The following is a 14,388-nucleotide window of genomic DNA, read 5'->3' on the forward strand; positions in this document are numbered from 1 at the left end:
ATTGGTTGTTAAGTATTATATGATTCATTCTGTTCGTCGTCCGCATTCGGTCTCAGTATGAGAGTGCCGCAGCGGCTGCAATAGGCTGCTTCGGGGTCTTCGGACGGATGTCCGCACGCATAGCAGTAGATGGATGCCGCCGAGGCAGTAGTGCCGTCGGACTGCTTCTTTGTTTTCTTTTCGAGATCTCTTCTGTGCCGTTCGGCTCTTGTGAGTTCAGAGCTGACGATACCTGTCGGTACTGCAATGATGGAATACCCCAACAGCATCACCACCATGGATATAAGCTGACCCGCCCATGTCACGGGCGTAATATCTCCATAGCCCACCGTGGTTATGGTGATCACTGCCCAGTAAACGGATCGTGGAATGTCGTTGAACATCGGGTTCACATCCCCCTCCACAAGATACATGAGAGAGCCTAAGATGGATACCAAAACGACAATAAAGAGCATGAATACCGCTATCTTCGGTGTGCTTTTCCGTATGGCTCCGTAGAGCAGATGGCTTTGCTGTATGGCGCCACCCATACGAAACACCCGGAACAGACGCAGTAAGCGAAGCACTCTGAGCACCAACATATAGTGCGTTCCTGAGAATGCGATGGCAAGGTAAGTGGGGAGGGTCGAGAGCAGATCCACTATTCCGTAGAAAGAGAAAGCGTACTGCATCGTTTTGGTAGAGCAGTAGAGCCGGAGGAGATATTCTATGGTAAAGAGGAGCGTAAAGATCCACTCCAGGACGTTGCACACCTGCTTCCATGGGCTCTCCACGCCGACGCTGGAGTCTATAAAGACTACAAAAACGCTGAGAGCCACCATCACGAGGAGGATCTTATCGAATCGTTTACCTGCCGGAGTATTTGTACCGAAAAGGACTTCGTGCAAGCGCTCTTTGCCGTACCAGGCTCCTGCCGTGTGTTCTCTCTTTTGTGGCTCCGGATTGGGAGCGGTATTGTCGGACATTTCTCTCATTCTCACCGGTGCCGATCCTTTATTGCTTTTAACTGCATTGCGGATTGGCTTTTTATCGTCCAAAGATAAATATTTTTAGTCTATTGATGAAAAAATAATCACTAACTTAGAGTCCTGAAAAAGTGTTGTTTTATCTCCTTTTTCGGTTGCTTTTGCCCATCATCTTCAGCCCCGAAACGGGAACAATATTCTCCTATGGATTTTCACAAGAAAGCTCTTTACAGATATATCGTGGTATTTGCCCTTCTTGCGGCAGCTTTTTTTCTTGTCATTATGATGCGTATGCCGCAGTTTGCTATCACGATTTTGCTCTATCTTTCCCTTATTGTCGCTGTTTCGATGCTATGGCCTGTGTGGAAGTGTAAAATCAAGAGTCTGTTCAAGATACCGCTTTTCTATCTGCTGTTTCTCTTTTCTGTCGTTACGATGTTCCTTACCGATCAGATCACTCTCCAGATGATGGCGATTCTTTTTACTCTTTTAGACGGAATGTACCTCTTCTATATGGAGGTGGAAGGGGCTAAGAAAAAGGAGTAACGACCGGCGATTTTTATATATTTCATCCCGCCGAAAATTCCCCCTTTCCGGCTCTCTCTATTTTGATTCTCACCTCTGTTTTGAGAGCCGAGAATTGTGTTAAATCGAGGTTGTCCTATTAACACTAATTTCGATACCTGTTAAGCAAAAACGCTAAACGAGCATATTTTGTCGGCTTAACGTGTTTAATTTTTCAGTGAACACGTTTACCGATTTCATTAAACACGTTTACCGGATTCGATAAACGTATTTAGATTTTTATCGAAAAGGATTGATTGTCAGGGTTTTACTGATTTTCCCTGATTTTGCCCCTTTTCGGGGCGATTTTAACATTGATCTTTATTAACAGACGGTAGCTCTAAAATGGCTGTTTATTAACCAAAATTATGCCCATGAATTCGTCCGAGGGGAAAAAAGTTTGAGAATTGGGCTCTTTTATATTCTGTTGGATATGAATGGAATACGGCTTTTGTGCCTCGTGATGACCTGAAGAGAGGAGAAAACAGAGGGGAAATTTCACCTCCTTTGACGGCTTCCGTTTTTGTATAAAAACTACCTAAAAATTTCACCAATGACTCTCACCAATCACTCCGGTAAGAGAAAAATATGAGCGGAAAAGAGAGAAAGAAAAAGTTTAGCGAGCAGAGGGGGTAGGGCTTGTAAGGGTAGGTTTGCAGTCTATAATCTTCACGCCATAGGAGTGGCAGGCTATGCCGTTGGGAGAAAAGTCGAATCTCACAATAAGTGAGGTCGATTCCTGCTCGCCTTTCTGGTCAAAAACGAAGTTACCCAAGCTGTAACAGATATACTTCTCTCCGCTTCTGCGGATCGGTTGGAGCACGTGCGGATGGTGCCCCACAATGATATCCGCTCCTGCTTGTAAAAGGGTTTGAGCATCCCTTACCTGCTTTACGGAGGGACGTGTCCGGTACTCTGTCCCCCAATGTACCACTACTGCGACATAGGTTTTCGGGTTTCTGCGTTTGTACTTCCGTATCGTTTCGGAGAGCTTGGGAGCACTATGCTGGCATATTCCCGCCTTTTGGGGCAGAGGGAACCAGCCTTCCAACGGGATGAGTACCGTATTGAAGAGTGCCACTTTTACCTCTCCTTTACCGATGATAACAGGGGTGGAGCGTTCGGCATCCGTGTATCCGTAGCCGAGCGGAGCTATGCCCGATGCTTTGAGATGCCTGTAAGTGTCTCGAATGCCTCCGATTCCCTGATCGTTGGTGTGGTTATTCGCCATTGCGGCGTGCGTGATACCTGCTTTTGCCAGAGCCTTTGCCCACTCCGGCTCTCCTCGGAAGATGAACCGCTTGTTTATCGGTGTGCGAAGAGTGGTTAAGGGGCATTCCAGATTGATCACCGTGGCATCCGCCTTATAAAACAGAGGAGAGACCGATGAGAAAAGCTCATCGATCCCTCTTCTTTCTATCTCTTTCCTTACGCCTCTATCCAGCAGGACATCGCCCGTAAAGAGTATGGAGAGAGTCTCCTCTCCGGATGTTTGGGCTGCTATTGCCATAGAGGCGGAGAGTAGCAGGCATACTATGTTCAGGATGGCTCTTGTCAGCATCCGGAGCTGTACTGTTCTCTGTCGTCAGATTTAGGAGCTTTGCCCACCACGAGAGGCTTCATCCAATCCGGTATGCCTGGAGCTTTCTCCTCTTCAAGTAGTTTTTGCCACTCTTCATCAGTGAGTCGTTCGTTGAGCGGACGCACAAACTCATAGTAGCTGAAGGTGGCACCGCGTGTGAGATAAAGGAATCCGTCTATCTCCACTACGACATAGATAGGATTGACATAGCCTGTACCCACGTGCAATACACCTTGTTTGTTACATTCCAGTACATTGCGAGTATAGATGTCTGCCACAACCGCAACGGAGCGATCGGGACCTTTTACATAGGTCCAAGAACTAAAAAACGTTCCCGGATCCAATATCGACAGGGTATAGTCCTCTATGTAGCTTCCCAAAACCCCTATCATCAGGTGGTCGTTTTCTGTCAGGTTTTCTCCTGCAAGCTCTTTCTTGGTTACATCTATGAGGAACAGGATGTGTCCTTGAAGCTGATCTGTTTTCGACTCTAAATCTTTGGTAAGACAGTTGTGCTTCTCAAGCAACGCTTTCGTTACATCCAGGATCTCATTCATCTTCTCCCAGAAAGGAAGGTTGGGCTCTACATATCCTTTGACGTAAGGGTCCGGAAGACCGCCTCCACCGCATTCGGCAGCAACCGGTTGCTCTCCATAGAGAATGGCATCGTGCTTCAGCTCTGCCCATGAAGCCAATGCTGTGTTGAGGTTCTTGTATCCCCACTCCTTGGTCTTCATGAAGTCCGGAACATTTTTGTCCATACGTACCATTGTAAACAGCGATTCCAACCATCTGTTGTATAGCGGTGGCTCTGCCGGTTTGTAGGTGCGGAACTTCTCTTTAAGCTTATCCAGCTCGCCGGAGTAGCCGCTCCAATTCAGATCTTCGTTATAGAAGTTTTTCAGAATATCCTCTGCTTGCGTCAAGCCGTTAGCAGCGAAAACATCAAGGCCTTTAGGGAATGCTCTCTTGCTATCAGGGGTTATATCCACCAATTCTTGCAGGATCTCGTTGTCGGGGAGATAGCGTTGAGGCATGAAGTTGATCTTATCATGGCAAGTAAGTTCTATCTTCGGCGAAATCTTGTTCTTCTGTAATGCAAGAGATTTCATCTCTTTACGGATTGTGGCAATGCCCTCTGCACTTAATGCTTCACCCATTTTTGAGATGTTTTTCTTACGCATGATACCGACAACATCCATGACGGAGAGGTTGTCCGACTCACCTACAAGGAATACCGTTTGGCTATACATGCCGTCATAGAGGGCTTCGATAGATTTGCCTTCTCTGGTTTTGCTGCCTCTTAAAAGGATCGCTTGAAAGAGTGTTTTCTCAAAGTCTTCATCGCCATCGAGGCAGAAGTAGGCAACTTGCAGCCACATCATTGCACGGAAATAGGCTTTGGTCTGCTCCGAACGAGTATAATTGCCCCTTGGTTTGAATAAATCGAATGGGAAATCCGCACCTGTGGCAAGAAAAGCCGACATGGAGCTTTTCTCTTTGAGTATATTTTTGATCTCTTCTGCTACGGCATTTTCATATTTTTCCGCTACCGGCAGTTTTTCTCCCGTTAGAAGATAGTACGGAATAGCGTAGAACGCTGCGGTGTATTCTGCCAGTGCTTTTATTTTCTCTTCTCCCGTCTCCTTTGAAATGCGTGTGGCATTTCTGTACATGCTTTCGGAGATTTCTGTTATGGCAGGTATGAAGATCTCTTTTTCCAGAGACTTCAGCACATAAGAGAAGTACATGTGGAAGGTTTGCAGGAAAAGATCGGTGGTGATAAAGCTTGGGATGTTCTCATAGTCGTTCTGTTCGTACAGGTGGAATAGCTGTTCGTGCGTGCCGTAAGCGATGGTAAAGTTAAAAGCATCGAGGTTCTTCATGAACAGGGAATCCACTTCGTAAAACTGCCGATCGTTTACGATCATTTCGGTCTTGCCCAAACGAAGATTCCCTTTGACTATGTATTGCTCTTTTTTAAGCTCCTCTATCCGCTTATCGACTCTGGCTACAAAAGCGGCTTCTTCGGGTGAGAGCGTGATGTCGCTGTACTCTGTCGGGAAGTGTGTGCCGTTCTCTTCGGACTGTTCAAAGAGCTCTTCGTACAGTTTGGTGTACCAGTCCGTGTTGTTGGAGAAGAATCCGTTGATGTTTGCATCCATGAAGTAGAGTCCGTGAATAGCATACGGATAGTTTCGCAATAGCAACAATTCCTCCATTGTATAGGCTTCGATCTCTTGATTAAGGTCTAATGAGCGTGGCAGCATAGAATCCCCAAAAAATGGGACACTCTTTTCCGCCGGAGTCTCACCGCTATTTTCTTTTTTTGAAGTACATCCTCCGATGGCAATGACAAGTATCAGACAGATGACAGATGCTAATTTTTTCATGAGGTTATAGTTTGAAAATGTATGTTTAAGCCGTTTGTTGTTTGGGTGGTATGGGGCAGAAACTCTTTCTTACAAGATCTTTTTTGCCTCCTCTTCCGTTATCTCTCGCGCGATGTAAGAAACAAATTTGAGACCGAAGCCCCTCCACTGATATTCTGAAACCAAATAATTGCCCGAAGGCTCCTGCTCTATCGTTCGCACACGAGCAGGAGAACAACTCCTGTCTACACGGAAATCGTACAGCGGACCACCCATTCGGGAGCCGAGCCAAAGGGGACGGATATAAAGATTGTCCGCAATGCGATACAAGAATAGACGCTTACGCACGACAGGGTCGAATCTTGTACTTTTTTCTACACCCACTACTATCTCCGGAGTGGAATCGCCCCAAATATCGCCGTAATCGAATCTGTAAACCGGATAAGGGAGATTCCACGAGGAGCGATTGCCTCTACAGTTTACCATGTGAAGCTTGTAGTTGGAGTCTGTGATCCTTTCCAAGTAGACCTGTGAGCGTCCCCGTCCCTCTCTCCAACTTACTCTGTCTGCCTGCCGACCGCATGAAGCAACGAGAAGAAGCATCAAGAGAGGCAACATTGTATGGATAGTTCTGCCCATTGTATGTGTTGTGTGGTGTTTCGATACAAATATAGATATTTTACTGCTTTCAATTCGGGTTACCCCTTTTTTTGTATCTTAGCGCAGCAAACCAATACATCACAAAAGTTTACGTGGACCCTGACGGTAGTTTATCCTCGCTTTTTTCGGCCATAGAGGTAATGCCACTCTCTTTGGTCATATACATTGCAATAGCTATAAGTATTCTGCTACTCTTTCTTTCGGCATTCATGTCCGGCTCCGAAGTGGCATTCTTCTCACTCTCTCCTCAAGAAGTGGAAGAGATAAAGGAGCAAAAACACACCAATGATCATACTCTGGAACACCTTCTGAGAGACTCCGAACATCTTTTGGGCACTATCCTCATCGGCAATAACCTTGTCAATGTGGCTATCGTGATGCTCACCACTTATATCTTTCAGAGTGTTTTCGACTTCTCCGCAGCACCTATGATGGGATTTCTGTTCCAAGTCATAGGTCTTACTTTTTTGCTTCTGCTGTTCGGAGAGATCCTGCCCAAGATATACTGCCAACAGCGTGCGTTGCAGATTGCAAGGTCTTCTGCTCCCGTAATGGCTGTCTTTAAGAAGATCTTCTATCCGCTGAGTAAATTTCTTGTTTATCTCGGATCCATTGTGGGCAAAGGCATTGGGTACAAGAAGTATGAGCTGAGTCCCGAAGAGCTGAACAAGGCTATTCAGCTCACCACAGATGCTGAAGAGGAGAAGGGACTACTGACCGAGATTGTGAAATTTTACAGTACCACCGTCTCTCATGTTATGACACCTCGCATGGATATGGTAAGTCTTCCTTACAATACACCTTATGACGAGGTTCTCTCATTCGTGAAAGAGAACGGATATTCCCGCATCCCGGTGTACGAAGAACGCATTGACAACGTGCGCGGCATCCTCTATATCAAAGATCTGCTTCCTCATCTTTCCGAGCCTGCCACCTTTGAATGGCAGAAGATCATAAGGGAAGCATTTTTTGTACCGGAGACAAAGAAGATAGACGACCTCCTGGAGGAGTTTCGCCGTCAGCGGATGCACATGGCTATTGTCGTGGACGAGTTTGGCGGTACATGCGGTCTTGTTACGCTCGAAGACCTTCTTGAGGAGGTTTTGGGCGAGATTTCCGATGAGTATGATGAGGAAAGCAAGCCTTACAAAATACTGAATGACGGTTCGATCATCTTTGATGCCAAAATCTCTCTTACCGATTTTCTCAAGGTAACAAAGATTACAGACCCCGATATATTGGAGCAGGGAGAAGAGGTCGATACCTTAGGCGGTCTCATCTTGGAGGCTAAAGGAGATTTTCCGGTAAAGGGAGAGACAATCTCCGTACCGCCGTACAACTTCATGATATTGGAGATGGGACGGAGACGTATATCCAAAGTAAAATTCTTCCAAGACCCTGATGTGGAATAGTCCGGAGGAGAAAGAGAGACGCATTTTCATCACAAAGATTCCGGATGAATCTTTAGGCGAACGCCGTGAATGGCAGGCGTTCAGGCATCGGACGGCTCAGCAGCTTCTGCGGTATGCTTTTCCCGGACTGACGGAGCGTTATGCTCACTTGGAGTCGGGGCGTCCTTTTGTCCCGGAGATGCCGGAGTGTCGTATCTCTGTGTCGCACTCGCTGCATCATGTTGCCGTTGCTGTTTCTTTTACAGGGCCGGTTTCGGGGATAGACATAGAGGATAATCCCGAACGGGCGGAGCGGCTCGCGGAGAAGTTTGTCCACGAGCAGGAGTACGCTTTTATCGAGAAAGAAGAGCTCTCTTTCGGTATATTGTGGTCGGCAAAAGAGGCTGTCTATAAGTATGTGAGCCATAGAGGGCTGACGGAGTTCAAGAGCAGAATCATATTGCAGAGAGTCCTTTCCGCAGCACCATTGCGGCTGCTCTTCTTTGCATATACCTCTGCGGAGGAGCCTCCTCTGCCTGTGGAAGCAACGGCAATACCTTTGGATAACGGAGTATTGGTATGGGCGGATAAGCCTGAGAGTGCATCGCCCGGCATCGTTCAAGTACCATTCGAGACAATATCTTCAATCACAGTATAAACTAATACCAAATATTTATCACATGATTTCTGCACAGTTCGACCATTTTAACTATAACGTAACAGACTTGGAGCGCAGTCTGAAGTTTTATGAACAGGCTCTCGGCCTGAAAGAAGTACGTAGAAAAGAGGCATCCGACGGCTCTTTCATCCTTGTTTATCTTGGGGATGGCAAGACCGGATTTACGCTTGAGCTGACATGGTTAAGAGATTGGGACAGACCCTATAATCTGGGTGATAACGAGTTTCATCTCTGCGTAAGAGTTCCGGGAGACTACGATGAAGCAAGAGAGTATCACCGTCAGATGGACTGCGTCTGCTACGAAAACGAATCCATGGGTCTCTACTTCATTTCCGACCCCGACGGATACTGGATAGAAATCCTTCCTCTTAAGAGAGGCTGACCTCTTGTGTAAGCCTTTTTCCCGCACCTTTAAGAAGCCCTTTTCGGAGGGCTTTTTTTATATATTCCATCCCGAAAAATGCTCACTTTTTTCTTGTTCTCTATTTTGGTCGGAGGGGTCATTTCCGGAGCACGACCGGACTGTTAAATTCGCCCCGGTTTGTTAACACCATTTTCGATACCTGTTCATTCAAAACGATAAAGCAGTATATTTTGTCGGCTTAAAGTATTAACCGAAATCAATAAACGTATTTACCGATTTCATTTAATACGTTTACCGGATTCAATTAACGTGTTTAGAATTTTTGTTCTATCTGTTGATTATTAGAGATTTAGCCGTTTTTGTGCTTTTGGAGACATAAAAAGGAGAAAATCTGCATTAGGATATGTTTACAGACGAGTGCTCCGATTTTGATTTTTATTAACGCGAATTTGGGGCATGAAACCGCACAAAGAGAGAGCCGATGCCAAATTTAAGATTTTCATTATCTGCTTTATTGTCAGATGATTATTCCTTTTAATGAAATGTTTCATCATAAAACGGCAGAAAAAAGAGACGCCTCAAGAGAGACTTCTCAAGAGGCGTTTTTATATAAAAGCTCCCATCGGAAGGGGGCATAATTCTGACCAAAATCGGAACAAAAAAGAGGTGAAAAAGAGTCTCTCCACTGCTCTTCCAAACTGCTGCCTCTATGGAAGGAAATAGGAGGTAAGCATGGAGGTAACCAACATATAGATAAACATACCTATAAGGTCGTTACTGATGGTGATGAACGGACCCGTTGCTCTTGCAGGGTCGAGCTTGAATCTCTCCAGCATCAAAGGGACAAATGTCCCGAATATACTCGCAAACATGACCACGGAAAAGAGAGAAATGGAGACCGATGCCATTACGATCATATCTTTGAGATAGAAGTAGTTGTACACAAATACGACCAAAGAGATGATGCTGGCGTTGATCAATGAGACGGCAATCTCCTTTGTTACAAGGCTCCAAAGCGATCCCTCCTTGATGGTATTGTTGGCAAGACCTTGCACGATGATTGCCGAAGATTGTATCCCGACGTTTCCTCCCGTTCCCCCGATAAGCGGAATGAAGAGCGGTAGCGTAGGATTGGAAGCAAAGATATGCTCATAACCGCCGAGGATGACGGAGTTGCCTATCCCTCCTGCCATACCTATCAGCAGCCACGGCAGGCGTGCAGCGGTTTGGCGAACGATGTTGTCCGTTGTCTCGATGTCTTGCGTGATACCGGATGCAAGTTGGTAATCCTTTTCATGAATATCGCGCATCTTGTCCACGACATCGTCCACGGTGATGATCCCTAAGAGTCTGTCTATCTCGTCTACTACGGGAACAGCCACCAAGTCGTACTTTTCGATCACGTTGATGGCCTCTTCTATCGGTTCATTGTCCCGGACGGAGATAGGATCTTTCTTCATCACGTGCTTCACCTTGGCGACGGACGGGTTGGTGATTACCTTCTTTATGGGCAGCACTCCACGCAGTCTCTCCTGATCGTCCACCACGTAGATGTAATAAATTTCATTCAGCTCTTCTGCCTGCGCACGCATCTCTTCCACGCACTTGGGCATACTCCAGTTTTCATTTATCACGATCATTTCGGTGGACATGAAGCCCCCGGCTGTGTCTTCATCGTACTTCAAGAGGTCGATGATCTCGCCCGCCTGCTCTACGTCCGCGATGTGAGAGAGGATGTCTTCCTTTTGGTCTTCGTCCAGCTCACGCATGAGATCCACCGCATCGTCGGTATCCATGTTGTCGATAAAGGTTGTGGCGATCTCTTCACTGGAAAGACGGTCGAGGATTTTAGCACGTTCGTCCTCGTCCAGCTCCATCAGCGCATCCGCCGCATCCTCTCCTTCCAGAACCCGATAGACGTACAGCGTCTCGTCCAAAGAGAGCAGCGTGAAAAGCTCGGCAATGTCGGCAGGGTAAAGATCCTTTATAAGCTCTTTTACGGCTGCCTTATTGTCTTGGTTTATCTCTTTTGTTAGCTCCTCTATAAAGCTTTTTTGAAAGTCTATCATAGGTCTGAGCAAGTTTTAGAACCCTGTGTCTCTGCACTCTGTTGCGATAGAATGTGAGGTGTGAGGCGGAGGGTTAGAGTTATGAAATCTTCTACACTGAGCTGCTCCGGGCGTTTGTTGAAAACAGGATCTGCATAGTCGGGATAGTCTGTTCCGAGAAGAGGACGAAGAGAATTGCGCATCGTCTTTCTGCGTTGATTGAATGCCGTCTTGACCACTCTGCGGAACATCTTTTCGTCGCATCCCAACTCTTTCCTGCCGTTGCGGCGTAAGATGATTACGCCGCTCTGCACTTTCGGAGGTGGTAGAAACACTTCGCGTCCGACGGTGAAAAGATACTCGACATCGTACCACGCTTGCAGGAAGACACTCAGAATACCGTAATCTTTCGATCCGGGAGGGGATGCCAACCGCTCTGCCACCTCTTTTTGGAGCATGCCGCTACATAGCGGGATGTACTCTTTATGCTCTAAAATCTTGAAGAAGATCTGTGAGGATATGTTGTAGGGGTAGTTGCCGATGACGGCAAACGACTCTCCGTCGAAAATGAGGGAGAGATCCATCTGCAAGAAATCGCCTTCGATGATGTCTCCTTCCAGCGAAGGATAGTGCGTTTTGAGGTAAGAGACGGACTCTGTATCTATTTCTGCGACTTTTACCTGCCTTCCCATCCGGAGGAGATACTTCGTAAGCACTCCCATACCGGGTCCTACTTCCAAAATGGGAAGCGGACTGCCGGACATCGTCTCGGCTATGCGGTAGGCGATATCTTCGTCTCGAAGGAAGTGTTGTCCCAAATATTTTTTTGCTCTTACGCTCTTCATCTTATTTGGTATCTTTGCGCAGTAATAGGACAAAATTACAAAAAAGCCGCTTATGCGGCTATATAAAAAGAGATATGACTATAAGACCGGCTTTCAAAAAGAGTCTGAAGGTGTTGCTTCCGCTCTTTCTTGGAATTTTTATTTTTTGGTTGCTCTACCGCGATCTCGAAAAGCAAGAACTCTTGAAGACATTGAGAGAAGATATAGACTATGCTGTGCTTGCTTTCTCTCTGCTATTCGGACTTGCTGCCAATATCTTTCGGGGCATGAGGTGGAACTTGCTTATTCGGGCAACAAACGAGGCTCCCCGCATGGCTCATTCGATATTCACAACGTTAGGTAACTATGCCGTGAATATGGCTTTTCCCCGTATGGGTGAAGTGTGGAGGTGCGGAGCGATGTCTCAATATTCGGGTATAGGATTCTCCAAACTCTTGGGTACACTTCTTGTCGACAGGGTTTCGGATGTTGTGGTGGTAGGTCTGCTCGTGGTGTTGATGCTGGGATACAATTTGGATTTCTTCTCCGGATTTTTCTCTTCTTCCCCGTCAGGTTCAAGCGGTATCCTGGCTCTCCTTTCATCCGTATGGCTGTATGTCGGACTGTTGGCTTTTATCCTCCTTTGCGGGGTGCTCTACTACTTTACCAGAGAGTCCGCTTTTGTGAAAAAGATCAAGGAGTTTGCCCTGAATGTTTGGAAAGGGATATTGAGCATCAAAGATCTGGATAAGAAATGGCTCTTCCTGCTGTACACGCTTTTGATATGGGTAGGATATTTCTGCTTTTTCTATACAACGTTTTATGCTTTCCCGTTCACACGAGAGCTCGGACCGGGGATAGGTCTGCTCACATTTACGATGAGCAGCATTGCTGTGGCGGCTCCCGTTCAGGCTGGTATAGGAGCATGGCACTTTATGGTTATAGTTACCTTGACCTCTTTTGCCGTTGCACGGGAGAGCGCGGAGCAGTTTGCCCTCATTGTGCACACCATACAGACGCTGTGGATAACCATTTGCGGACTTGTGGCAATATTCCTCCTGCCTCTCTATTCTGCCAACAAGAGCCGAAAGATGCGTGAGAAGGAGATTTGAAATCTGTTATAGGGATAGAAAAAGGGACTGCATCCGGATGATGTAGTCCCTTTTTTATGGTAGAGTGAACTTAGTACTTGAAGCTGCTTCCCCCGATAAACTCTCTTAGCAGAGAGGTTGGAGGCAGAGAACGCAACCCTATCGGCTCGAAGTGCGAAAGCAGATGCAGCAATCTCTGTGCCTCGGCATACTCCGGCTCGATCTGTTTGACGGCTCGAAGTATAGGCTCTGCAATGGGGCGAAGAGCTGCCAACTCGTACAGCATGGCACTGTTGAACATAACATCTGCATTCTCCTGGAAGGGGAATATCCACTTCTCTTCTCCTCTTCTTACGCTGTTCCACATGGCAAGTGTATGTACTGCGCTGTGGTTACGATACTTTGAGTCCCGAATGATTCTCCTTATCAGTCTGTTGTCCGAAGTAGATAGAAAGTTGAGACGATCCAGGGTGATGCTGGTAAGTGCCGATACATATATTCTGTAAATCTTCTCTTGAGGGATTTGGGATGTCAGCTCCGGATTGAGAGCGTGAATACCTTCGATGATCAGGATATGCTCTTTTCCCAGTTTCAGCTTATTGCCTTTGAACACTCTCGAACCGGTGGTGAAGTCGAAAGTGGGAAGCTCTACCTCTTCTCCTGCAACGATCTTGGTAAGTGTCTCATTCAGGTATGGCAAATCCAAGGCATAGATACTCTCGAAGTCGTATGTGCCGTCTTCGTTCAGAGGAGTCTCTTCTCTATTGACAAAGAAGTCGTCCAACGAAAGAGTGAATGGGCGCAGAAGATTGGTGATAAGCTGGGTCCTCAGACGTTTTGATGTTGTTGTCTTACCCGAAGAGGATGGACCGGCAATGAGAACAATCCTTACTCCTCTTTCTGCATGAAGTGATGAGATCTCCTGTGCAATATCGGCAATCTGCTTCTCTTGCATTGCTTCTGATACTTGTACAAGCTCTGCTGCTGTGTCTTTATCTCTAAGGAGGCAGTTCATCGGTCCGGCTTCTTCGACATCCAGAGTCCGAAGAAGTTCGATGTGATTCTTGAATGTTTCGAGAAGTTTTGGTTGGTTGGTCTTTTCGTTGATCTCTTTGTGATTGGATCTTTTAGGCAGACGGATCAATATCCCATCCTGAAAAGGCTCTAAGATAAAATCCCAAAGCATACTTGTATTCGGTAAAACGTTTCCGAAGATATAGTCTCTATGACCTTCTATTTCCACTAAAGGCGTGTAGCATCGACCAAGTGTCCGTATCATCTCTGCCGTTGATGCTTCTCCACGTTGTTCGAGATACTCTATGGCAGAATCCGTAGGCATGGAGATGATATTTATAGGGAGAGCCTGCTTTATCAGAGATCTCATTTCTTGGCTTAGTGCCTTAACTTCAGAAGCAGTAGGTGTATTCTCTCTTGATCCCCAAGCACAATAATATCCGTTGGATATGGCATGCTCGAAGTCTATTCTCGGATCTCTTAAGTCCGAAAGGTTTACCGCTGCTCTACTCAATAACGCAATAAATGTTCGGAGATAGGTTCTCATCCCGGACTCTTGAGTGTAGTCCACAAAGCTGATGTTACACTCTTCGTAAAGAGGTTCTGCTAAAGAAACGGTCTTATGGTTTATCTGGGCATTCATTATCGGAGCACTCATCGGCTCCATATATTGGTTGAAAATTTCGAGAGGAGTAATCCCCTTCGGAACTGATATACTTCTATTTTTTTGAGATAAAACGATGTTTAATCTGCTATTCATTTCTATACTCGGTTTTTTTTGATTTATTTTGTACAAAGGTAAAGATAGCGAAAAACTTATTTACTACTTCTGCT

General features: G+C 46.2%; 12 protein-coding genes. 5 read left to right on the plus strand and 7 right to left on the minus strand.

Features of this window, described 5'->3' with window-relative positions:
* Positions 1 to 8 precede the first annotated feature (8 nt).
* A complete protein-coding gene (locus HQ29_RS09640) occupies positions 9 to 965 on the minus strand; it encodes an ion transporter (RefSeq protein ID WP_036869580.1) in 957 nt (318 codons plus the stop codon).
* A gap of 204 nt (positions 966 to 1,169) precedes the next feature.
* Between HQ29_RS09640 and HQ29_RS10475 the strand changes: the two genes are divergently transcribed.
* The gene (locus HQ29_RS10475; RefSeq protein WP_036848401.1) at positions 1,170 to 1,511 is read left to right on the plus strand and encodes a hypothetical protein; all 342 of its coding nucleotides are present in this window, start codon (positions 1,170 to 1,172) and stop codon (positions 1,509 to 1,511) included.
* Between the two features lie 634 nt (positions 1,512 to 2,145).
* On the opposite strand, the gene HQ29_RS09650 is transcribed toward HQ29_RS10475, so the two are convergent.
* From HQ29_RS09650 to HQ29_RS09660, 3 genes are all read right to left on the minus strand, one after another.
* Positions 2,146 to 3,090, minus strand: coding sequence for a CapA family protein (locus HQ29_RS09650; protein ID WP_036869539.1), 945 nt, complete (start codon positions 3,088 to 3,090; stop codon positions 2,146 to 2,148).
* On the minus strand, positions 3,084 to 5,504 hold the full coding sequence (locus HQ29_RS09655; protein ID WP_036869541.1) for a DUF3160 domain-containing protein: 2,421 nt from the start codon (positions 5,502 to 5,504) through the stop codon (positions 3,084 to 3,086). Before HQ29_RS09655 ends, HQ29_RS09650 begins: the two co-directional genes overlap by 7 nt.
* Before the next feature lie 69 nt (positions 5,505 to 5,573).
* On the minus strand, positions 5,574 to 6,122 hold the full coding sequence (locus tag HQ29_RS09660; RefSeq protein ID WP_235318050.1) for a nuclear receptor-binding factor 2: 549 nt from the start codon (positions 6,120 to 6,122) through the stop codon (positions 5,574 to 5,576).
* A 113-nt stretch (positions 6,123 to 6,235) separates the two neighbouring features.
* Between HQ29_RS09660 and gldE the strand changes: the two genes are divergently transcribed.
* Genes gldE through HQ29_RS09675 form a run of 3 tightly spaced genes read left to right on the plus strand, consistent with a single transcriptional unit; the run spans position 6,236 to position 8,595 of the window.
* On the plus strand, positions 6,236 to 7,555 hold the full coding sequence (gene gldE, locus HQ29_RS09665; protein ID WP_036792590.1) for a gliding motility-associated protein GldE: 1,320 nt from the start codon (positions 6,236 to 6,238) through the stop codon (positions 7,553 to 7,555).
* Entirely contained in the window at positions 7,545 to 8,192 is a 648-nt protein-coding gene (locus tag HQ29_RS10035; RefSeq protein WP_052090070.1) for a 4'-phosphopantetheinyl transferase family protein, read from the plus strand. Before gldE ends, HQ29_RS10035 begins: the two co-directional genes overlap by 11 nt.
* Positions 8,193 to 8,214: 22 nt before the next feature.
* Positions 8,215 to 8,595, plus strand: a complete 381-nt coding sequence (locus HQ29_RS09675) for a VOC family protein (RefSeq protein WP_036848391.1) — start codon at positions 8,215 to 8,217, stop codon at positions 8,593 to 8,595.
* 689 nt (positions 8,596 to 9,284) lie between these two features.
* Here the strand turns inward: HQ29_RS09675 and mgtE are convergent.
* Together mgtE and rsmA are read right to left on the minus strand one after the other, a co-directional pair.
* On the minus strand, positions 9,285 to 10,646 hold the full coding sequence (mgtE, locus tag HQ29_RS09685) for a magnesium transporter (RefSeq protein WP_036869543.1): 1,362 nt from the start codon (positions 10,644 to 10,646) through the stop codon (positions 9,285 to 9,287).
* Positions 10,643 to 11,470 (minus strand): 16S rRNA (adenine(1518)-N(6)/adenine(1519)-N(6))-dimethyltransferase RsmA, encoded by an 828-nt coding sequence (rsmA, locus tag HQ29_RS09690; protein ID WP_036790924.1) that lies wholly within the window; start codon positions 11,468 to 11,470, stop codon positions 10,643 to 10,645. The genes mgtE and rsmA overlap by 4 nt, the downstream gene beginning before the upstream one ends.
* Before the next feature lie 74 nt (positions 11,471 to 11,544).
* Here rsmA and HQ29_RS09695 point away from each other — a divergent pair, with 74 nt between their 5' ends.
* Positions 11,545 to 12,561, plus strand: coding sequence for a lysylphosphatidylglycerol synthase transmembrane domain-containing protein (locus HQ29_RS09695; protein ID WP_036869544.1), 1,017 nt, complete (start codon positions 11,545 to 11,547; stop codon positions 12,559 to 12,561).
* A gap of 70 nt (positions 12,562 to 12,631) precedes the next feature.
* Here HQ29_RS09695 and HQ29_RS09700 read toward each other — a convergent pair whose 3' ends face one another.
* Positions 12,632 to 14,314 carry a nucleoside kinase gene (locus tag HQ29_RS09700; RefSeq protein WP_052090071.1) on the minus strand — a complete coding sequence of 561 codons (1,683 nt, stop codon included), beginning with the start codon at positions 14,312 to 14,314 and terminating at the stop codon, positions 12,632 to 12,634.
* Positions 14,315 to 14,388 lie beyond the last annotated feature (74 nt).

The organism is Porphyromonas canoris (assembly GCF_000765975.1).
GTDB lineage: Bacteria > Bacteroidota > Bacteroidia > Bacteroidales > Porphyromonadaceae > Porphyromonas_A > Porphyromonas_A canoris.

What these genes read in the sequence shown, in the direction of transcription:
- HQ29_RS09640 (WP_036869580.1), bottom strand. Translation starts at nt 965, where the DNA reads ATGTCCGACAATACCGCTCCCAATCCGGAGCCACAAAAGAGAGAACAC.
- HQ29_RS10475 (WP_036848401.1), top strand. Translation starts at nt 1,170, where the DNA reads ATGGATTTTCACAAGAAAGCTCTTTACAGATATATCGTGGTATTTGCC.
- HQ29_RS09650 (WP_036869539.1), bottom strand. Translation starts at nt 3,090, where the DNA reads ATGCTGACAAGAGCCATCCTGAACATAGTATGCCTGCTACTCTCCGCC.
- HQ29_RS09655 (WP_036869541.1), bottom strand. Translation starts at nt 5,504, where the DNA reads ATGAAAAAATTAGCATCTGTCATCTGTCTGATACTTGTCATTGCCATC.
- HQ29_RS09660 (WP_235318050.1), bottom strand. Translation starts at nt 6,122, where the DNA reads ATGGGCAGAACTATCCATACAATGTTGCCTCTCTTGATGCTTCTTCTC.
- HQ29_RS10035 (WP_052090070.1), top strand. Translation starts at nt 7,545, where the DNA reads ATGTGGAATAGTCCGGAGGAGAAAGAGAGACGCATTTTCATCACAAAG.
- HQ29_RS09675 (WP_036848391.1), top strand. Translation starts at nt 8,215, where the DNA reads ATGATTTCTGCACAGTTCGACCATTTTAACTATAACGTAACAGACTTG.
- mgtE (WP_036869543.1), bottom strand. Translation starts at nt 10,646, where the DNA reads ATGATAGACTTTCAAAAAAGCTTTATAGAGGAGCTAACAAAAGAGATA.
- rsmA (WP_036790924.1), bottom strand. Translation starts at nt 11,470, where the DNA reads ATGAAGAGCGTAAGAGCAAAAAAATATTTGGGACAACACTTCCTTCGA.
- HQ29_RS09695 (WP_036869544.1), top strand. Translation starts at nt 11,545, where the DNA reads ATGACTATAAGACCGGCTTTCAAAAAGAGTCTGAAGGTGTTGCTTCCG.
- HQ29_RS09700 (WP_052090071.1), bottom strand. Translation starts at nt 14,314, where the DNA reads ATGAATAGCAGATTAAACATCGTTTTATCTCAAAAAAATAGAAGTATA.